General features: G+C 31.9%; 19 protein-coding genes, 2 tRNA genes and 1 pseudogene. 7 read left to right on the top strand and 15 right to left on the bottom strand.

All coding sequences use genetic code 11. The annotated features are described in order from the left end of the window. Positions 1 to 13: 13 nt before the first annotated feature. The 11 genes and pseudogenes from SR63_RS06280 to dcd all read right to left on the bottom strand — a co-directional run bounded on the left by SR63_RS06280 (position 14) and on the right by dcd (position 9,237). Positions 14 to 235, bottom strand: a complete 222-nt coding sequence (locus SR63_RS06280) for an acyl carrier protein (protein ID WP_002786077.1) — start codon at positions 233 to 235, stop codon at positions 14 to 16. Continuing rightward, complete coding sequence (locus tag SR63_RS06275; RefSeq protein ID WP_004313910.1) at positions 235 to 1,296, bottom strand: beta-ketoacyl-ACP synthase III; 1,062 nt, start codon at positions 1,294 to 1,296, stop codon at positions 235 to 237. The genes SR63_RS06280 and SR63_RS06275 overlap by 1 nt, the downstream gene beginning before the upstream one ends. After that, positions 1,286 to 2,848: an HAD family hydrolase gene (locus SR63_RS06270; protein WP_147498401.1), complete on the bottom strand. Its 1,563-nt coding sequence runs from the start codon at positions 2,846 to 2,848 to the stop codon at positions 1,286 to 1,288. The genes SR63_RS06275 and SR63_RS06270 overlap by 11 nt, the downstream gene beginning before the upstream one ends. Beyond that, positions 2,845 to 3,261, bottom strand: coding sequence for a VOC family protein (locus SR63_RS06265; protein WP_004313912.1), 417 nt, complete (start codon positions 3,259 to 3,261; stop codon positions 2,845 to 2,847). The genes SR63_RS06270 and SR63_RS06265 overlap by 4 nt, the downstream gene beginning before the upstream one ends. Next, on the bottom strand, positions 3,254 to 4,147 hold the full coding sequence (locus SR63_RS06260; protein WP_002829515.1) for a class I SAM-dependent methyltransferase: 894 nt from the start codon (positions 4,145 to 4,147) through the stop codon (positions 3,254 to 3,256). Before SR63_RS06260 ends, SR63_RS06265 begins: the two co-directional genes overlap by 8 nt. Then, the gene (locus tag SR63_RS06255; RefSeq protein WP_004313913.1) at positions 4,144 to 4,374 is read right to left on the bottom strand and encodes an acyl carrier protein; all 231 of its coding nucleotides are present in this window, start codon (positions 4,372 to 4,374) and stop codon (positions 4,144 to 4,146) included. The genes SR63_RS06260 and SR63_RS06255 overlap by 4 nt, the downstream gene beginning before the upstream one ends. A gap of 30 nt (positions 4,375 to 4,404) precedes the next feature. Further along, positions 4,405 to 5,196: an N-acetyltransferase LegH gene (gene legH, locus SR63_RS06250; RefSeq protein WP_004313914.1), complete on the bottom strand. Its 792-nt coding sequence runs from the start codon at positions 5,194 to 5,196 to the stop codon at positions 4,405 to 4,407. Then, positions 5,193 to 6,499, bottom strand: a pseudogene (locus tag SR63_RS06245) (DUF4910 domain-containing protein). The gene legH and the pseudogene SR63_RS06245 overlap by 4 nt, the downstream one beginning before the upstream one ends. Further along, positions 6,492 to 7,622, bottom strand: a complete 1,131-nt coding sequence (gene pseC / locus SR63_RS06240) for a UDP-4-amino-4,6-dideoxy-N-acetyl-beta-L-altrosamine transaminase (RefSeq protein ID WP_002867330.1) — start codon at positions 7,620 to 7,622, stop codon at positions 6,492 to 6,494. Before pseC ends, SR63_RS06245 begins: the two are co-directional and overlap by 8 nt. Before the next feature lies 1 nt (position 7,623). Continuing rightward, positions 7,624 to 8,628, bottom strand: a complete 1,005-nt coding sequence (pseB, locus tag SR63_RS06235; RefSeq protein ID WP_147498400.1) for a UDP-N-acetylglucosamine 4,6-dehydratase (inverting) — start codon at positions 8,626 to 8,628, stop codon at positions 7,624 to 7,626. 48 nt (positions 8,629 to 8,676) lie between these two features. Then, positions 8,677 to 9,237, bottom strand: coding sequence for a dCTP deaminase (dcd, locus tag SR63_RS06230; RefSeq protein WP_002854086.1), 561 nt, complete (start codon positions 9,235 to 9,237; stop codon positions 8,677 to 8,679). 148 nt (positions 9,238 to 9,385) lie between these two features. Between dcd and accB the strand changes: the two genes are divergently transcribed. Both accB and SR63_RS06220 read left to right on the top strand, forming a co-directional pair. Next, positions 9,386 to 9,841, top strand: a complete 456-nt coding sequence (accB, locus tag SR63_RS06225; RefSeq protein WP_002853623.1) for an acetyl-CoA carboxylase biotin carboxyl carrier protein — start codon at positions 9,386 to 9,388, stop codon at positions 9,839 to 9,841. 1 nt (position 9,842) lies between these two features. Continuing rightward, positions 9,843 to 11,174, top strand: coding sequence for an acetyl-CoA carboxylase biotin carboxylase subunit (locus tag SR63_RS06220; protein WP_002854112.1), 1,332 nt, complete (start codon positions 9,843 to 9,845; stop codon positions 11,172 to 11,174). Positions 11,175 to 11,211: 37 nt separating this feature from the next. Here SR63_RS06220 and salC read toward each other — a convergent pair whose 3' ends face one another. Then, positions 11,212 to 12,027: a peptidylprolyl isomerase SalC gene (gene salC / locus SR63_RS06215; protein ID WP_002876752.1), complete on the bottom strand. Its 816-nt coding sequence runs from the start codon at positions 12,025 to 12,027 to the stop codon at positions 11,212 to 11,214. Positions 12,028 to 12,091: 64 nt separating this feature from the next. On the opposite strand from salC, the gene gltX reads away from it, so the two are divergent. Genes gltX through SR63_RS06195 form a run of 4 tightly spaced genes read left to right on the top strand, consistent with a single transcriptional unit; the run spans position 12,092 to position 16,020 of the window. After that, a complete protein-coding gene (gltX, locus tag SR63_RS06210) occupies positions 12,092 to 13,483 on the top strand; it encodes a glutamate--tRNA ligase (protein WP_002876753.1) in 1,392 nt (463 codons plus the stop codon). A gap of 1 nt (position 13,484) precedes the next feature. Further along, positions 13,485 to 14,720 (top strand): malic enzyme-like NAD(P)-binding protein, encoded by a 1,236-nt coding sequence (locus SR63_RS06205; RefSeq protein WP_002876754.1) that lies wholly within the window; start codon positions 13,485 to 13,487, stop codon positions 14,718 to 14,720. Next, positions 14,717 to 15,343, top strand: a complete 627-nt coding sequence (gene upp / locus SR63_RS06200; protein WP_002831283.1) for a uracil phosphoribosyltransferase — start codon at positions 14,717 to 14,719, stop codon at positions 15,341 to 15,343. Before SR63_RS06205 ends, upp begins: the two co-directional genes overlap by 4 nt. Positions 15,344 to 15,348: 5 nt before the next feature. Further along, positions 15,349 to 16,020 carry an MqnA/MqnD/SBP family protein gene (locus SR63_RS06195; protein WP_002876755.1) on the top strand — a complete coding sequence of 224 codons (672 nt, stop codon included), beginning with the start codon at positions 15,349 to 15,351 and terminating at the stop codon, positions 16,018 to 16,020. Here SR63_RS06195 and SR63_RS06190 read toward each other — a convergent pair. Both SR63_RS06190 and SR63_RS06185 read right to left on the bottom strand, forming a co-directional pair. Continuing rightward, positions 16,017 to 16,667 carry a potassium channel family protein gene (locus SR63_RS06190; RefSeq protein ID WP_002853664.1) on the bottom strand — a complete coding sequence of 217 codons (651 nt, stop codon included), beginning with the start codon at positions 16,665 to 16,667 and terminating at the stop codon, positions 16,017 to 16,019. The genes SR63_RS06195 and SR63_RS06190 overlap by 4 nt on opposite strands. 10 nt (positions 16,668 to 16,677) lie before the next feature. Further along, complete coding sequence (locus SR63_RS06185) at positions 16,678 to 18,021, bottom strand: TrkH family potassium uptake protein (protein WP_002876757.1); 1,344 nt, start codon at positions 18,019 to 18,021, stop codon at positions 16,678 to 16,680. Between the two features lie 140 nt (positions 18,022 to 18,161). On the opposite strand from SR63_RS06185, the gene SR63_RS06180 reads away from it, so the two are divergent. Beyond that, positions 18,162 to 18,237, top strand: a tRNA-Phe gene (locus tag SR63_RS06180). A gap of 107 nt (positions 18,238 to 18,344) precedes the next feature. Here SR63_RS06180 and SR63_RS06175 read toward each other — a convergent pair. Next, positions 18,345 to 18,421 (bottom strand) — tRNA-Ile (locus SR63_RS06175). Positions 18,422 to 18,446 lie beyond the last annotated feature (25 nt).

Raw genomic sequence — 18,446 nt, 5'->3', positions numbered from 1 at the left:
AACCTTAAAGGTTTTAATCAAGCTTTGCTAAATCGATTAAATCACTCACTTTTTGACAATTTTTCAAGTCCTCGGCTGTGATTTTTAAAGCAAAAAGATTTTTATAAAGCACCATCACAGATACAAAAGCCAAACTATCCCACTCGTCTATATCATCAAGTAGCATATCTTCATTTAAGTCTTCATCTCTATGCATAGCTTCTTTAAGCTCTTCTAAAAATTCAGTTTTTGTCATTATTTCTCCTTTGTGTAAATTAAAATATCTTTTGTGTATAAATCCTTGAAATTTAGCACCGCACTTCCCCAGCTAAGCCCTGCACCAAAAGCACTTAAACTCGCTTTAAATTCTTTTGGAGTATCTAGTTCGCAAAGTAGAGCAGGTAGTGAACAAGCGCTTAAATTAGCGTATTTTTCCATGATGAAATTAGGAACTTTATCATCATTAAGTTTTAACTCTTCTTTAATACAATCAACCAAATACGCATTAGATTGATGAAAAAGATGAAAAGCAATGTCTTTTTCTTCTACCTTGGAAAATTCTAAAATTTCTTTAAAGCTTTTAGGTTCGCATTCTAAAGCCATATTAAAAATATTTGCTCCGTCCATGTAAAGATTTTCTAATTGTCTAAACTCCTCAGTTTGCATGAGCGAATCATCGTTAAAAATATCTGCTTTAGGTATTCTCATCGCACCTTTTGGAATGATGAGTTTATCAAAATGTCTTCCATCGCTTCCAAGCTCAAAAAAGGCTTCATTAAAATCCGTTTTTTCAATCAAAGTTGCACTTACTCCATCGCCAAAAATTGGGGCTAAATTCATATTTTTAGGATGGATGAATTTGCTTAAAGTATCCCCACAAACGAGCAAAATTTTACCTAAGCCACTTTGTATTAAAGAATGAGCGACAAATAAGCCGTATAAATACCCTGCACAAGCTTGCCCCAAATCAAAAGCTATGGTTTTAGAGCTTAAATTTAAAAGCTGATGTAAATAACAAGCCGTAGAAGGCATGAAAAAATCAAGACTTTGAGTTACTACGATGAGTGCATCAAGACTATTTTTATCTATATTTAAACCTTGTAAAAGTGTATTGGCTGCGTGTTTGCCAAGATCGCTTACACAAGTGTTTTTATCACAAATATAACGTGTTTTTAAGCCTATGACTTTTTTCATTCTTTTAAGGGTTTTAATATCATTTGAAAAAACGCTTTCTAACTCATCATCAATGCAAATTTTATGTTCAGGTACGCTTACGCAAATGCCTGAAATTTTGGCTTTATCAAATCTAGTTTTCATGGATTATAAGTCCTTTAAAGTTTAAATTTTGAAATGAAACAAGGGCTGAGTTTTTTTCAGTTTCTTTAGAAATTTGTTCTAAAAAGCTCAAAAATGGCATATTTCTTTCGCCTTTTTGATAGTAAAGCCTTGCATTATTGTTTTTAAGATCAAAGAAATGTAAAGCTAGTTCAAAGGCTTTAAAAAACATTCTAGTTTCAAGTTTTCTACCTAAAGCCCTACAAGAAATGCAAAGATCATCGATAAATAAATTTCCTTCTTTACAAGAAAAAACAAAAATAGCGATAATCCCACTATCGCTTAATTTATCACTCATACTCACACTTACAATGAGTTCTTTTTGCATGTGTTGTGCGACTTTTTCTTGATTTAAGCGTGTGTAATTAGCGATAAATTGATTGGTTTTGCCTAAAAGTTCGCTAATGCGAGGGATATTTTGCAGATCATTTTTGCTAAAATTTAAGCTGATTTCAAGATTTTGAAAATATTCTTCATCGCTTAAGCTTTTAAGCTCTTCTCTTAAAGCATTGGCTGCTATATCTTTGGCACGAATTTGATCTTCTTTGGTATTTGAAAGTTTTAAAAGATTAGGAAAAAGTTTGATTTTATAAAGTATATTTTCATCGCATAAAAGTGTTTTAACGCCTGTAAATTTGGTATTTTCAAGCTCGGCGATATTATCATCTATAAAAAGCATGGCATTAGTATTTATATTAAATTTTTTAGCAATTTTTAAGATATTTTCACCCTTTGGCTCCCAATTGATCATTCTAACATCAAAATCATCCCATTGTAAGATGAAATCTTTCCTTATTTCAAAAAGTTTTTTTGCGTCTTTTTCTTCATTTTTTGAAGCTAGGGCAAGTAAAAACCCTTGTTTTTTAAAAGTTTTAATTTTTTCTTGTAAGGTTTTGTGCAAAGGACTTAAATTAAGATTATCTATACCCTCTTCACCTAAAATTCCTTGATACAAGGTATTATCAAGATCAAGTACAAGAGCTTTAAGAGCGGGTTTTACGAGTGCAGGGATGAGACTGAGTCCTAAAATTTGTGCTAAAAAAATCAAGGCTTTATTATTAAGCTTAGAGCCTGTAAGTTCTTCTTTAGCTAGGTCTAAAATATCTTCTTCATCAAAATACTCTTTTATGAGTTTTTCTATGTTAAAAATTTCACAATTTAAAATTTTTTTATCTGTTTTAAATTCTCCTAAACTAAGAACTAAAATAGGGTTTTGTGAAATTTTTCTTAGTTCTAAAAGTCTTTCTTCTATAAAATTTTGCACATTATTTTTATAGCGGGTTAAATCCAGCCATAAAAGTTCTAAATTAGCTTCTTTAAAATTATCAAAACTCAAGCTATCATCATAAGAGCTGAAATTAAACTCAGCTTTTAAATTAGCAAAATGTAAAAAAGGAGCAATGATACTTTGCACTCCTTCAAAAGCATGATTTCTATGGACATTAATAAGAAGATCTTGACTTTTGCTAAAGTCTAATTCTTTGGCGAATTTTATAAGCTCATTGCGTTTTAAATGGGGTGAAAAAAGATTCATTTTAGCTCCACAAGTTCGATTAAAAGCCTATTTGGCATCATGATAAAACAAAGTTTAGCAAAATAGCTTGCTTGCATAATAGGAACAATGCAAATGCCTCCTTGTTGTTCCAAAAGAATTAAATCTTGGGTGATGTTTTTACTTTCATAGGCTAAATGATACATTTTGGTATTATTTTTCAAATAGCTATCTAGTGGGCCTTTATCGTTTAAATTTTGCAAAAGTTCAAATCTATACTGTGGAAATGCTTCATTACAAGGAATGATAAATTCACCTCTTACCCCTTGTTTTTCATCTACAAATTCTGATTCTTTATAAAAACCTAGTTTAAAAAAACATTCCCTTTCTTTTTCTAAATTTTTACAAGCCACACCTATATGATGAATGGGTAAATTGAGTGTTGTATTAAGCATTTAAAACTACTGCCATAGTGATAGCATTTTTAAATTTCAATGCTTTTTCTAAACTATAATCATTTGCCATAAAACATTCATAAGTCTTAAGCTTTAAGCCTGATTTTTCTATCAAATCTTTAACTTCATCAGGATGGGAAAATAAATAAATATGATCAATAGCAGGAGCATTGATAGGAATAGTTGCAAAAATTTCCCCTCCATCGCTAAGAAGTTCTTTAGATCTTTTAAGGAATTCAAGAGGTTTTTCTACGTGTTCTAGCACTTCTCCAATCACTATCAAATCAGCTTTTTTATCAAAATCATAAGTAAAAAAATCTTGACATAAAAAATCACATTTTGTAATCAATCCCCCTACTTGTTGTTTTACCATTTTTTGAGTAAGTTCGCAACTTGTTGGAGAGATATCAAGTCCATAAAATGCGGAAAATTTACCACTTTTAACTGCTCTTGCAAAATATTCTCCATGGCCAGGGCCTATTTCAAAATAAGTTGTTTTTGGAGTAAAATTTTTTAAATATTGTGAAAAATACTTTCTCACTTTAATATGAGCTATCCAAACAAAAGAAGAAAGAGCTAAGCCTATCATGTATTGTTTCATATAGCTTTCATTAAAATAAACTTTATCCTTAACTTCATCAAAGCTAGAATAACGATAAGCCCCATTTTCTATGAAAAATTTTGTTTCTTCTAAAGTATCGTTAAGGATCAATAAATAACAATCGCATTGTTCTTTTATACTGATGCCATCTTGAATATAATAAGAAATTAATTTATCAAATTCTTCTTCGTCTTCTTGTGAAAATTCAATTTTTTTAAGATATTTAGAATGGATAGGATTTTTTTGAGCGATGGCTTGAAATAATTTTTCAATATTTTCTTTCATTTTTCTGCCTTTAGGGTTTGAATTTTTTCTAGTAAAGCGCTTTGAGATTTTAAGAGACCTAAATCTTCTTTGTTAAATTTGATTTCAAATTCTTCTTCTAAACTCATGATGATATCAATATGAGCTAAAGAAGTCCAGTTCTTGCAGTTTTCCATGCTTAAATTTGTATTTTCATCTACTTTGGTTTCAAGTATATTTTCTAAAATTTCATAAAATTGTTTTTCCATTGTATACCACTTTCTTGAGAATGTTGAAAATTAATATATTGTATCATAATTTTCTATTAGAATTGTTTGGTTTATATCTAATTTTTTCCATAAAATTTCTATATATTCTTTAGCGTTGTAAATATTTATATGATCTCCTGCAAAATTGTTTTTTTTAAAATTTTTAGTATTATTAACAATATTGATAATGTTAATTAAATTGGGCTCAGAAGATATGTCAAGTTTTCTAACATAATAACTAATGGTTTTATTGTATGATATATTGTTTTCATCAATTAAAATTCCAGAGAAAATTTTATGATATCTGTAAAATACATTAAATTGTTCTTCTGCATAATGTGTTAGTGTATGTCCTTGGCCTCCAAATGTCATATATTTTCCATTCTCTTTGGCTAAAACTTCATAAACACAATTTTCCCCAAAACAACTTGTTGTATCTTTTAAAAATAATTCTTCTTTTGCTCCTTTTATAGCAAAAGAAAATATAGGATCGTTTGTGCGTTTTACTCCTGTTTGTTTGCGAAAATATTCATTTAATGCTCCCATTTTTGTTTTGGAATTTATTTTGTCATAAACTTCATTTTTGCAAAAACTATAAGTAAAGGTTGGCATGATCAAAGTGCCTTCTTTGCCTATAACTTCAAAAAAGCAATTGAGTATAGTCTGTAAAAATTCATTTCTAGAAAGCAAAGGCACGCCAAAGTTAAAAAGTTCTGTATGTACGCATAAAATATCACCCCTTTTTATACCTAGTTGATAAAAAGCATCTATTAAATCTTTATCGGAGTATTTTTTGTCATTGTGTTCTAAAAAATATTTCATTTTACTAGTCCATAAAATTTTATTTTTTCCAAAAGTTCTTTAAATTCATAAGCTTGCATATTTAAGATATTGGCTATATCGATGATATCATTCTCTCCATCGCAGTAAGCTAGAAAATTACAAGCCAAAGGAATGTCATTAGCAGTGCTAAGGGTATGATATAGCCCTCTTTTGCCAAGATTGGGTTCGCATACTATGGTGTTTTCATATACGGCGTTGATTTCTAGATTTAAAATTATTTCTTGCATGCTTTGAAGTCCACCCATTAAGCCTTTTTCAGAGATAAAATTGAGATCATCTTTGCTAGTGTGGTATTGTTCGTATTCTAAGTATCTTGTGCGACATACTCCTACTATGCCAAGATTTACAAGCGGAGCATTGTATTGTCTTTCATCGCTTCCACGATCTAAAAAACTAAAAGTTTTGAAATTTTCTTTATTTTTAAGCGTATGCAAGGCAACTTTATCGCTTAGAGTGTTTTCTTTGGGTGTGTGTATGAGTGAGTAAGCATGATCATCACCTAAGCAAGAAAGCACAAAGCCTGCTTTAACATGTTTTTTTAAATGCTCTAAATGTTTGCTAAGATAGACTATAGAGCCTATGGTTTCAGGAATGATGACAAAGCGGTAATTATACTTTCTTTCTTTTAAACTCAAAAGCCATTTTGCTAGGAAAATAGCCACCACAGGACCACTAAGCTCATTATTTGCCATGGAAGGATGACAAAGATAGGTTGAAATTAAAATTTCATCTTTTGAATTTTGCGTACTAGGTAGGATAAAATCAGCATAATCCAAAACCCCATTTTCATCATGTTTCGCATTGATATAGACTTTGTATTTGCCTTTTTTGAGTTTTTTTCTTTCATTATGCGTGAGACAAAATCCCCAACGCCTTTTGTAATAACTCGTTACATAAGGAATAGCATCGAGCATTTCTTCTATGGAGTAAAGATGATTTTGAAGTTCTTCAAGTTCGATTTCTTTATCGATAGCTTCGCTATAATTTAGAAGGTGTAAATTATGCTTTTTAAAATCACAAATTTTTTCTCCTTCTGGAGTGATGATATAGGCTTCTTTAGCGTTCCATTCATCAGGGACTATCCAGTCAAAAACCTTTGTGCCACTTTTGATAGAGTGAAATTTGAGTATACCCCCCCCAGAGTTTTATTTAAAATTTCTAAGCTAGCTCTAAAACCTTGCCCTGTGATACTCCTAGGGATAGGAAAAAGTTCACAAGCTAGTTCATACATAGCCTTTCCAGTTTGGTTAAAATCTTGACTTCTAAAGTCTAGCTTATCCACAATATCCCTTTTTAACTTTTTCAAGAATGCTAAATAAAGTATCTTTTACAAATTTTGCATCTTTTAGATTCATTTCTTGATGACAAGGTATGCTAAGCTCGGCTTTGTAAAAATTATCCGCATTTTGGAGTCTGATTTCTCCTAAGAGTTTTTTATAAAAACTAAACTCATAAGTTGGTTTATAATGTACCTGTACGCCAATTCCTGCATGAAGTAAGCTTTCAAAAAGTTCTTCTTTTTGACAATAAAATTCAGGAAAAAGCAAGATAGGGTATAAATGTCTTGAGCTTTTTTTATAATTTTTGATTTTTATCGTGGAAAAATAAGGATTTTTTTCAAATTCTTTATCATAAAAACTTGCAATTTCTTCTCTTTTTTCAAGATTGTGATCGAGTTTTTTAAGCTGGTTTATCCCTAAAGCACAAGCAACATCGCTTAAGCGGTAATTATAGCCAAGTTCTACCATATCGCTATCCCAAAGCCTTTTTTTAATTATACCATGGCTTTTTAAAAGCTTGATTTTGGTGATAAGCTCTTCATTATCACTCACCACAGCGCCGCCTTCAAAAGTAGTGATGGGTTTAACAGGATGAAAAGAAAAGATAGAAAGATCGGCTTTTTTTCCTACTTTTTCACTTTTATATAAGGCACCTAAAGCATGGCTTGCATCATCGATTAAAGGGATATTGTATTTTTTAGCAAGGCTTGAAATTTCATCTATTTCAACGCTATTTCCCCCAAAATCCACCACGCTAATAGCTCCTATATTTTTACTATCTTTTAAAAGTCTTGCTTCTAGTTTTTTTTCATCAATATTGCCATCGTTTTTAATGTCGATAAACTCTACCTTAGCTCCAGCTATTAAGGCTGCATTAGCCGTAGCAGCGAAGGTTAAAGGAGTGGTTAAAACGATTTTTTCTTTGATGCCTAGTGCTGTATAGGCAAGATGAAGGGCTGAAGTGGCTGAGTTTAATACACAAGCGTGTTTTACGCCCACATATTCACAAAGGGCTTCTTCAAATTCATCTACCTTTTTACCCCCTGTTAAAATTTCATCTTTTAAAGCTTTTGTAAGCGCATCTATATCGCTTTGATCGATGTTTTGATGAGAATAAGTAAGCATTTTAAAAACCTTCGGTGTGATTGATGATTTCTAAAAGTTCTTTTTCGCTTGCCCATAAAGGATTATTATCCGAACTATAAGAAAAACCATCTTTTACCTTTTGTCCTTTTTCGCCTAGGGCATTGATACTAAAGTCATTATCTTTATCTACAAGTTTAATGCTAGGGCTTATGGCATAGTAGTTTTCAAATTCATAGGTTAAATGACTATCATCGCTTGAAATCATGATTTCATGTAGTTTTTCTCCTGCTCTGATACCTATGATTTTATGACTTAAATGAGGAGCTAAAGCATGAGCTAGATCGGTGATTTTCATCGAAGGAATTTTAGGGATGAAAATTTCTCCTCCGTGCATTCTTTCAAAATTGCTCAGTACAAATTTCACTCCATCTTCAAGGCTGATCCAAAAACGAGTCATTCTTGTATCGGTGATAGGAAGTTCTTTAGCTCCTTTGCTGATGAGTTTTTTAAAGAAAGGTACTACCGATCCTCTTGAACCTACAACATTGCCATATCTTGTAACACCAAAGCGTGTTTGTTTGTTACCTGCTATATTGTTTGCAGCGACAAAAAGCTTGTCGCTTGCAAGTTTGGTTGCGCCGTATAAATTTACAGGATTGCAAGCCTTGTCTGTGCTAAGAGCGATACATTTTTTAACTCCATTTTCAAAACAAGCGTCGATGACATTTTGCGCACCGTGAATGTTTGTTTTTATACATTCCATAGGGTTATATTCAGCAATAGGTACATGCTTCATTGCAGCAGCATGTATAACAAAATCCACATCACGCATAGCAGCACTTAAACGCTCTTTATCTCTTACATCTCCTATGAAATAACGCATACAAGGAGCATTAAAAACGCTTGCCATTTCAAATTGTTTGAGCTCATCACGAGAATAAATGATAATCTTATTAGGTTTATAGTTTTCTAGCAAAACCTTAGTATAAGTTTTTCCAAAAGAGCCTGTTCCGCCCGTGATTAAGATATTTTTTTTGTTAAACATTTTGCCTTCCTTTGCTTAAGTTTTTTTAAATTAAAGCAATAAGTGTTCCTATTTTAAAATTCTTGGTAAGGTAATGCCAGTTTGGGCTTGATACTTGCCTTTTTTATCTTTATAAGTGGTGTCACATTTTTCATCGCCTTGCAAAAACAACACTTGCGCTATACCTTCATTGGCATAAATTTTTGCAGGTAAAGGCGTAGTATTTGAAATTTCTATAGTGATATGTCCTTCAAAACCTGGTTCAAAAGGGGTAACATTGACGATGATGCCACATCTTGCATAAGTGCTTTTGCCAAGACAAATAGCTAAGACATTATCAGGCATTTTAAAATACTCTATAGTTCTGGCTAGGGCAAAAGAATTTGCAGGAACTATACATACATCGCCTTCAAAATCTACTACATTTTCTTCTACGAAATTTTTTGGATCCACTACAGTTGAATTAACATTGGTAAAAATTTTAAACTCACGCCCTACACGTATATCATAACCATAGCTTGAAAGTCCATAGCTTACCACACCTTTTCCTATATTTGCTTCGCAAAATGGTTCGATCATCTTGTGTTCTAATGCCATTTTTCTTATCCAATTATCCGCTTTTAAGCCCATTTTTAACCTTTTTAATATTTGTAATTGTTTGTAAGGATTATAACCTAAAAAATCTATATTTTTTATGATTTTTTTCTTTTTTAAAGTTAAATTTCAAGTTTTTTTATATAATACAAGGTTAAGTTCTTAAATTTTGTAGGAGAATTTTATGACAAAAGAAGAAATTAAAGAGTTAGTAAACCTTTTTGCTGAAGCAAATATTAGTAAAATTAAGATCAAAGAACAAGATGGTTTTGAAATAGAACTTGAAAGAGATATGTGCTGCGATGTTCCAGCCCCTGTTTGTCCTCCAGTTCCAGCTCCACAACCTATCAATGTAAGCGTTGTAAACGAAGCTCAACCTAGTCAAAGTGTAAAATCAAACAAACCAAGTATAAACAGCCCTATGGTAGGAACTTTCTATCAAGCTCCAAGTCCAGGTGCAGCACCTTTTGTAAAAGTAGGTAGTACGGTTAAAAAAGGCGATACTATAGCTATTATCGAAGCGATGAAAATCATGAATGAAATTGAAGCGGAATTTGATTGTAGGATCGCTGAAATTTTAGTTGCTGATGGTCAGCCTGTAGAATTTGGAATGCCTTTATTTGCGGTGGAGAAATTATAAAATGGAAATTAAAAGCATATTAATTGCTAATCGTGGAGAAATAGCACTGCGTGCTTTAAGAACGATTAAAGAAATGGGTAAAAAAGCAATTTGTGTGTACTCTGAAGCAGATAAAGATGCTTTGTATTTAAAATACGCTGATGCAAGCATTTGTATAGGCAAAGCAAGAAGTTCTGAAAGCTATTTAAATATCCCAGCTATTATTACAGCAGCTGAAATTGCTGAAGCAGATGCGATTTTTCCAGGATACGGATTTTTAAGTGAAAATCAAAATTTTGTTGAAATTTGTGCTAAACATAACATCAAATTTATAGGTCCTTCTGTGGAAGCTATGAATTTAATGAGTGATAAATCAAAAGCAAAACAAGTCATGCAAAGAGCAGGCGTACCTGTGATCCCAGGAAGCGATGGGGCTTTGGCAGGAGCTGAAGCAGCTAAAAAACTTGCCAAAGAAATAGGTTATCCTGTGATTTTAAAAGCAGCTGCAGGTGGCGGTGGTCGTGGTATGCGTGTGGTTGAAAATGAAAAAGATCTTGAAAAAGCGTATTGGTCGGCTGAAAGCGAGGCTATGACAGCATTTGGCGATGGAACTATGTATATGGAAAAATACATACAAAATCCACGCCATATAGAAGTGCAGGTTATAGGAGATAGTTTTGGCAATGTGATTCATGTGGGCGAAAGAGATTGTTCTATGCAAAGACGCCATCAAAAACTTATAGAAGAATCCCCTGCGATTTTGCTTGATGAAAAAACACGCACTAGACTTCATGAAACTGCTATTAAGGCAGCTAAAGCTATAGGATATGAAGGTGCGGGAACTTTTGAGTTTTTGGTAGATAAAAATTTGGATTTTTATTTTATAGAAATGAATACGCGTTTGCAAGTTGAACACTGTGTAAGTGAAATGGTAAGTGGGATTGATATCATAGAACAAATGATTAAAGTAGCAGAAGGTTATGCTTTACCATCTCAAGAAAGTATTAAATTAAATGGGCATTCTATAGAATGTAGAATCACGGCCGAAGATTCCAAAACTTTCTTGCCAAGTCCAGGTAAGATTACTAAATACATTCCACCCGCAGGACGCAATGTCAGAATGGAAAGTCATTGTTATCAAGACTATAGCGTGCCTCCTTATTATGATTCTATGATAGGCAAACTTGTAGTTTGGGCAGAAGATCGTAATAAAGCTATTGCAAAAATGAAAGTAGCTTTAGATGAGTTGCTTATAAGTGGGATAAAAACAACCAAAGATTTTCATCTTTCTATGATGGAAAATCCTGATTTTATTAATAATAACTACGATACAAATTATCTTGCAAGACATTAAAATTTCCCTAATTAAAGGGAAATTTTAATTGTAATTTTTATCTTAAATATTCTATATTGATTTTAGAGCGGAGTTTATCAAAATAATCCTGTATGAAATTTTGTCTTTGTTCGCTTACATAAGCGTTTAAAACTTCATTTTTAACTTGTTCATATTCAGGAGTTTGTGCCCCATCTTTGCTTTTAACTTCATAGAGTTCATAGCCATTTTTTCCATTTAAAACAGGGGAAAAGCCTCCAACAGGAATTTGTGATAAAAGCCCTAAAAGTCTTGGATCGGCATTGCTTGTGTTTAAAGATGTATTCTGTGGTTTAAGGATTGTTTTTTTTGTATTTTTGATATTTTCTAAAGTTTGAGGATTGTTTGATAAATAAATATTTGTATTAATTTGTGTATAAAAAGTGAATTTATCTTTATTTTGTTCGAAAAATTTTTTTGCTCCATCATCACTAAAATCAGTTTTTGCCATACTTGCGATTTTTTCATAAAGTTTTCTTTTTTCTAAATCTTTTTTAAAATTTACACGAAATTGTTCATAGCTTTGATTTTTGGATTTTAAATTTGTTTTGAAAGCATTTAAAGTGGTTTTGTTTTGAGCAAGCATTTTATTTATAGCATCATCAAGCTCTAGATCATTGACTACAATACCCAGTTGTTTCATTTGTGAAATTTCCATTTTTTCATTGATGAGTACACCTAAAGCTTTATTTCTATCAATTTTAAGCACTTTCATAGTTTGATCTATATCATAAGTTGTGATAGGCTCTTTATCCACAACTACAGCTATAGCATTAATGGTATTTGCACTAGCTAAACTTGCAAAAAATGCAAAACTTAATAAAATTTTTTTCATTTCAAACCTTTATTTAAGTATAAATATCGCATTATATCAATAAAAATTTAAGAAAAGGCAAAAAATGCACGAAAAACTTACAACGCGTTTTGCTCCAAGCCCAACAGGGTATTTGCACATAGGTGGACTTAGAACAGCTCTTTATAATTATTTATACGCTAGAAAAAATGGTGGAAATTTTTTACTTCGTATTGAAGATACGGATTTAAAAAGAAATTCCAAAGAAGCTACTAAAGCAATTATCGAAGCTTTTAAATGGTGCGGTTTAGAACATGATGGAGAAGTAACTTACCAATCAGAGCGTTTTGATCTTTATAAAGAATATGTCAAAAAGCTTTTAGATGAAGGTAAAGCGTATTATTGTTATATGAGTAAAGAAGAATTAGAAGAATTGCGCGCCAAGCAAGAAGCCGCCAAAGAGCGCCCAAGATATGATGGAAGATATAGAGAATTTAAAGGCACGCCACCTCAGGGTATAGAACCTGTTGTGCGTATTAAAGCACCTCAAAGCGGCGAGATTGTTTTTGAAGATGGGGTTAAAGGCGAGGTAAAATTTAAAGCAGAGGATATAATGGATGATTTTATCATTGCAAGAAGTGATGGAACTCCAACTTATAATTTTACTGTTGTTATTGATGATGCTTTAATGGGGGTAAGTGATGTGATTCGTGGGGATGATCATCTTTCAAATACTCCTAAACAAATTGTGCTTTATGAGGCATTGGGTTTTAAAATTCCTAAATTTTTTCATGTGGCTATGATACATGGAGAAGATGGTAAAAAGCTTTCAAAAAGACATGGGGCAACTGATGTTATGGAATACAAAGAAATGGGAATTTTACCTCAAGCTTTGCTTAATTTTCTTGTGCGTTTAGGTTGGAGTCATGGTGATGATGAGGTTTTTTCACTAGAAGATTTGAAAAAACTTTTTGATCCTTATCATATCAATAAAAGCGCATCTTGTTATAATGCTAAAAAGCTTGAATGGTTGAATGCTCATTATATTAAAACTTTACCTTTTGAAGAGATTAACCGTCAGCTTAAAGATCTCGGCTTTGATTTATCTGTTTATGGAAAGGCAGGATTTTTACTTGATTTATTAAGAGAGCGTGCAAAAACCTTGCATGATATTATCAATGGTGCAAAAAGCATAGTTAATGCACCGCAAAATTATGATGAAAATGCAGTGCAAAAATTTGTTAACGAAAATAATTTAGAATTGCTCCAGGCATTTGCTAATACACTTAAAGATCAAAAAACAGGTAAAGATTTTGAAGATTTTACAAATGATTTTTTAGAAAAAAAAGAAGCAAAGTTAAAAGATTTGGCTCAGCCTATACGCATAGCTTTAACAGGGAGTGCGGTAAGTCCTAGTATTTTTGAAGTATTAGAATTTTTAGGGGTTGATGAGTGTAAAAAAAGAATAGAAAATTTTTTAAAAGTTAGAGGAAAATAAAATGAATTTAAAAGAAGAAGCTTTAAAATACCATTTAGGTGGGAAAATTGATATTGTACCAAGTAAGCCAATGGCTACAAGTTATGATCTATCTTTGGCGTATAGCCCAGGAGTTGCAGAACCTTGCCTTGAAATCGCTAAAGATAATGAGCTTGCTTATACTTATACAAATAAGGCTAATTTAGTAGCTATAGTTAGCGATGGTTCTGCTGTTTTAGGACTTGGAAACATAGGAGCACAGGCTTCAAAACCTGTTATGGAAGGTAAGGCTTGTTTGTTTAAAAAATTTGCAAATGTCAATGCTTATGATATAGAAATTAATGTTCATAGTGCGGAAGAGATTGTAAATTTTTGCAAGGCTTTGGCTCCGACTGTGGGCGGGATAAATTTAGAAGATATAGCTGCGCCAAAATGTTTTGAAATCGAAGCGGCTTTGCAAGATTTAGGAATTCCTGTAATGCATGATGATCAGCATGGAACGGCTATTATTTCAACTGCAGGGCTTATGAATGCTATGGAGATAAGCGGTAAAAAATTTAAAGACATTAAGGTGGTTGTAAGTGGCGCAGGTGCCGCAGGTATAGCAAGTGCTAAGATGTATAGAAATTTAGGGGTTGAAAATATTATTTTAGTAGATAGTAAAGGAGTGATTTCTAAAGATAGAAATGATTTAACTCCTCAAAAACTTGAATTTGCTGTTGATTCTAAGGAAAAGACTTTAAAAGAAGTTTTAAAAGGGGCTGATGTTTTCCTAGGGCTTAGTGCGCCAAAAATTCTTGATGATGAAATGGTTTTAAGCATGGCAAAAGATCCTGTGATTTTTGCTTTGGCAAATCCTATTCCTGAAGTGATGCCTGAAGATGTAGTTAGACTTAGAAAAGATGCGATTGTAGGAACAGGAAGAAGTGATTATGCTAATCAAATCAATAATGTTTTAGGTTTTCCTTTTATTTTCCGTGGGGCTTTAGATGTGCGTGCAAGTAAAATCACTGAAAATATGAAAGTAGCTGCTGCTAAAGCATTAGCAGATCTTGCAAAACTTCCTGTAAGTGATGCAGTTAAAAAAGCTTATAATTTAAGCACTTTAGAATTTGGAAGAGATTATGTTATACCAAAACCTTTTGATGAAAGAGTAAAAGCTGCAGTAAGTACAGCTGTAGCAGCAGCTGCGGTAAAAGATGGTGTGGCTAAGGTGAAAAATTTTGATGAGAAAGCTTATTTTGAAAGCTTAAAATGAAAAATATTCATTGTATCAATCATCCATTGATCGAACATAAATTAGGAATTTTAAGGGCTAAAGAGACAAAGCCCTTTCAATTTCGTATGTTAATCGATGAAATTTCATCTTTTTTGCTTTTTGAAGCGAGCAAAGATTTTTCTTTAAAAGAAATTGAAATTTCAACACCTATACAAAAAACTACAGTAAAAAAACTTGATGAAAAGATTATGATTTGTCCTATTTTAAGAGCTGCATTAGGAATGCTTGAAAGCGTTTTTAAGATGATTCCTGATGCAAGTGTTGGATTTTTGGGATTTGTGAGAAATGAAGAAACTTTAAAGGCGGATTTTTATTTTCAAAAACTTCCCAAAGATGCAAAAAAACGCACTGCTATTGTTATAGATCCTATGTTTGCTACAGGTGGGACTGCTATAGAGGCTTGTAATTTTTTAAAAAGCCAAGGAGTTAAAAAAATAAAATTTATATCCATACTTGCTGCTCCACAAGGTTTGAAAAAATTTAGCCAAATGCATGATGATGTAGAAGTTTTTGTGGCTTGTATTGATGAAGGTTTAAATGAAAAAGGTTATATTATCCCAGGGCTTGGAGATGCAGGAGATAGAGTGTTTAACACTCTTTAAGAGAGATGATTTTTGGAAAAATTGATTATATTAATCTTTTACCTTTACATATATATCTTAAGAAATATCCCCTACCTAATGGTTATAAAGCAAGTATGGAGTATAAAAAAGGAGTTCCAAGTAAGCTAAATAAAGATTTATTTTATAGAAGAATTGATGCAGCTATCATTTCAAGCATAGAAAGTGCTAGAAAAAAATATAAAAATTTAGATTTGGGTATTTGTGCTAATAAAAGAGTTTTAAGTGTTTTAGTAGAAAAAAATACATCAAATGCCAAAGATCCAAGTTCAGCAACTTCAAATGCTTTAGCTAAAGTATTAAAACAAGATGGAAAAGTAATTATAGGTGATAAGGCTTTAAAGCTTTATCTAAAAGATCCTTCTAGATATATCGATTTATGTGCAAAATGGCACGAAAAAACAGGATTGCCTTTTGTTTTTGCTAGATTTTCTTGTGTGCAAAAAAAAGCTTTATATAAACAAATTTTGAAAAAATTTCCAGAAACAAAGATTAAAATTCCTTATTATATACTGCAAAATTATGCCAAAACAAGGGATTTAGATATAAAAGATGTTAGATATTATTTAGATGAAGTTATATATCATAAAATTTCTACCAAAGAAAAAACAGCCTTAAAGCGTTTTGTAAAGGCTTGTAAGGCTTTAAATCTTGCTTAATGTTCAAATTCTCTAAGCTCTTTAACTGTTCCAAGGAGTATTACAACATCTCCACTATAAACTGTCGTGGTTTCTAAATCAGGTAGTATTTCCCAGTCGCTATTTAATTTTTTATAAGAAATCACTTTCATATTTTGTGCTACATGTTTTAAAGAATTTCCTGCTAATTTTTCATCTATATTGATCTTAATAGCTCGTATAGTATTTGCTGAAAGATCAAAAACTTCATAATCAGCATCTTTAGTTAAAAATTCTTTTACTAGTCTTTTAGCACTTTCTTTTTCAGGATAAATAACCTTTGTTGCACCTAACTTAGAAAGAATTTGACCATGGATATTAGAGGTTGCTTTAGCAATGATATTTTTAACACCTATATCTTTAAGCGCCATAAGAGTAAGGATTGATTTTTCAACATTTTCTCCTATGCTAACAATAACAACTTCAACATCATGAAAGCCTGCTTCTTTTAGGGCTGAAATATTTGTAGAATCTAAAATATAAGCATAGCTTGGAGGATTTTGTATACTTTTTAAAGCTTCCTCATCTTTATCCGCAACGATAACAGTATGACCTCCAGCAATGAGTTCATCTGCTACAACTGAGCCAAATTTTCCAAGTCCTATGATTCCATAATTAAGATTTTTCACGATTTTACCTTTATAAATTAACCTTTCCTTCAGGGAATTTTAAATGAATAGCTTTGTCTTGTTTGAATACCGAGAGTAAAAAAGCAAAAACACCTATCCTACCACTTAGCATCATAATGATGATAATCACCTTGCTAGGATCACTAAACAAAGCGCATAAAGATAAAGTTCCACCATTTCCTACTGAAATTCCTACAGTTGCAAAAGCTGAAGAAGTTTCAAAAAGCAAGGCTATAAAATCAAATTTTGACTCTAGCAAGGAAAGCAAAATAACAGCTATTACTATATAAACAGCTGAACCTACAGCTATAATAAAAGCTTTAGATATAGTTTCTCTTGGAATTTCATGTCCAAAAATTCTAACTCTTCCATCGCGGATACTCCAATAAGCATAGAGCAATAAAACCATTACAGTTGTTACTTTCATACCCCCAGCTGTTCCACCTGGTGCACCACCAATAACCATAAACAATGATCCAAAAAATAAGCTTGCATCATGCAAATGTCCCATATCTAAGGTGTTAAATCCTGCTGTGCGGTAATTAATAGCGATAAAATATGAGCTTAAAATTTTATCGAAAAATGAAAAATGTCCTATAGTTTGAGGATTTGAGTATTCAAAAGCAAAAATAATAAGCGTTGAAGAGAAAATAAGAAAAATACTTGCAACAACAACCATTTTTGTATGTAGGCTTAAATTTTGCAATTTTTTTCTTTGAAAAAAGTATAATTCAACCAAAACAAAATATCCAAGCCCTCCAATAATAATCAAAGAAGTGATAATAAGATTAATTGCTATATCATGTTTATAAGCTATAAGCCCATGTTCAAATATAGTAAATCCAGAATTATTAAAAGCGCTAATAGAATGAAAAATTCCAAACCATAAAGCTTTTTTAAAATTCATTTCAAGGGCAAAACGCATGGTAAGAAGTATAGCACCTATCAATTCTATAGTAAAAATGAACAGCAAAACCTTTTTAAAAAATTTAAATAAACCATCCATTGATGGATAAAATAAAGACTCTTTTAGTAAATTTCTTGCACTAAAACCAACTTTTTTGCGTATGAGTATATAAACGAATAAACCTATACCCATATATCCCAAGCCTCCAATTTGCACCAAAGCTAAGATAATAATTTGCCCTGCTAAGGTAAAATCAACCGCAGTGTTCTTAACTACTAATCCTGTCATACTAACAGCAGATGTGCTTGTAAAAAAGGCATCCAAAAAATCAATAGGAGTTGTATGTGCCCAGCTTGAATGTAGTAATAAAGCCCCAAACAATGCAATAATAATATAACCAGCTAGTAAAATTTTAAAAGTTCGTCTATCTAGTCCAAATTGTTTCAAAAAATTTCCATTTGATAATGATCTAAAGCGGGTATTCTATCTTATTAAAACTTTAAGGGAAATAAAATTTTATTTTTGTATTTAAACTTAAATTAAAGAAAAAAAGATACAATTACATTTTTAATTTATCAAATCATTGTGGTTGGATAGCTCAGTCGGTAGAGCAGCAGACTGAAAATCTGCGTGTCGGCAGTTCGATTCTGCCTCTAACCACCACTTTATCTTTCAGAAAATCACATCACATACTTTTTTATATAAGATTGAAATATTTAAAGAACTAAAAATTATTTTTTAAAGAAAGAGTCTATAGCTTATATGTAGAATGGTGGATTTAGCAGGACTCGAACCTGCGACCAACCGGTTATGAGCCGGTTGCTCTAACCAACTGAGCTATAAATCCGCCTAAGTTGAATTAAAAGATAAAA

The organism is Campylobacter sp. 2014D-0259, assembly GCF_008000505.1.
In the GTDB taxonomy this organism is placed as follows: Bacteria; Campylobacterota; Campylobacteria; order Campylobacterales; family Campylobacteraceae; genus Campylobacter_D; species Campylobacter_D jejuni.
Note: the sequence above shows the minus strand (reverse complement) of the source record. Positions and strands in the feature narration are given on the sequence as shown.

Coding starts and splice junctions, on each gene's coding strand:
- salC (WP_002876752.1), bottom strand. CDS start 12,027: ATGAAAAAAATTTTATTAAGTTTTGCATTTTTTGCAAGTTTAGCTAGT.
- SR63_RS06220 (WP_002854112.1), top strand. CDS start 9,843: ATGGAAATTAAAAGCATATTAATTGCTAATCGTGGAGAAATAGCACTG.
- SR63_RS06280 (WP_002786077.1), bottom strand. CDS start 235: ATGACAAAAACTGAATTTTTAGAAGAGCTTAAAGAAGCTATGCATAGA.
- SR63_RS06205 (WP_002876754.1), top strand. CDS start 13,485: ATGAATTTAAAAGAAGAAGCTTTAAAATACCATTTAGGTGGGAAAATT.
- SR63_RS06265 (WP_004313912.1), bottom strand. CDS start 3,261: ATGCTTAATACAACACTCAATTTACCCATTCATCATATAGGTGTGGCT.
- pseB (WP_147498400.1), bottom strand. CDS start 8,628: ATGTTTAACAAAAAAAATATCTTAATCACGGGCGGAACAGGCTCTTTT.
- SR63_RS06270 (WP_147498401.1), bottom strand. CDS start 2,848: ATGAATCTTTTTTCACCCCATTTAAAACGCAATGAGCTTATAAAATTC.
- dcd (WP_002854086.1), bottom strand. CDS start 9,237: ATGGGCTTAAAAGCGGATAATTGGATAAGAAAAATGGCATTAGAACAC.
- SR63_RS06195 (WP_002876755.1), top strand. CDS start 15,349: ATGATTTTTGGAAAAATTGATTATATTAATCTTTTACCTTTACATATA.
- legH (WP_004313914.1), bottom strand. CDS start 5,196: ATGAAATATTTTTTAGAACACAATGACAAAAAATACTCCGATAAAGAT.
- gltX (WP_002876753.1), top strand. CDS start 12,092: ATGCACGAAAAACTTACAACGCGTTTTGCTCCAAGCCCAACAGGGTAT.
- SR63_RS06260 (WP_002829515.1), bottom strand. CDS start 4,147: ATGAAAGAAAATATTGAAAAATTATTTCAAGCCATCGCTCAAAAAAAT.
- SR63_RS06255 (WP_004313913.1), bottom strand. CDS start 4,374: ATGGAAAAACAATTTTATGAAATTTTAGAAAATATACTTGAAACCAAA.
- SR63_RS06275 (WP_004313910.1), bottom strand. CDS start 1,296: ATGAAAACTAGATTTGATAAAGCCAAAATTTCAGGCATTTGCGTAAGC.
- upp (WP_002831283.1), top strand. CDS start 14,717: ATGAAAAATATTCATTGTATCAATCATCCATTGATCGAACATAAATTA.
- pseC (WP_002867330.1), bottom strand. CDS start 7,622: ATGCTTACTTATTCTCATCAAAACATCGATCAAAGCGATATAGATGCG.
- accB (WP_002853623.1), top strand. CDS start 9,386: ATGACAAAAGAAGAAATTAAAGAGTTAGTAAACCTTTTTGCTGAAGCA.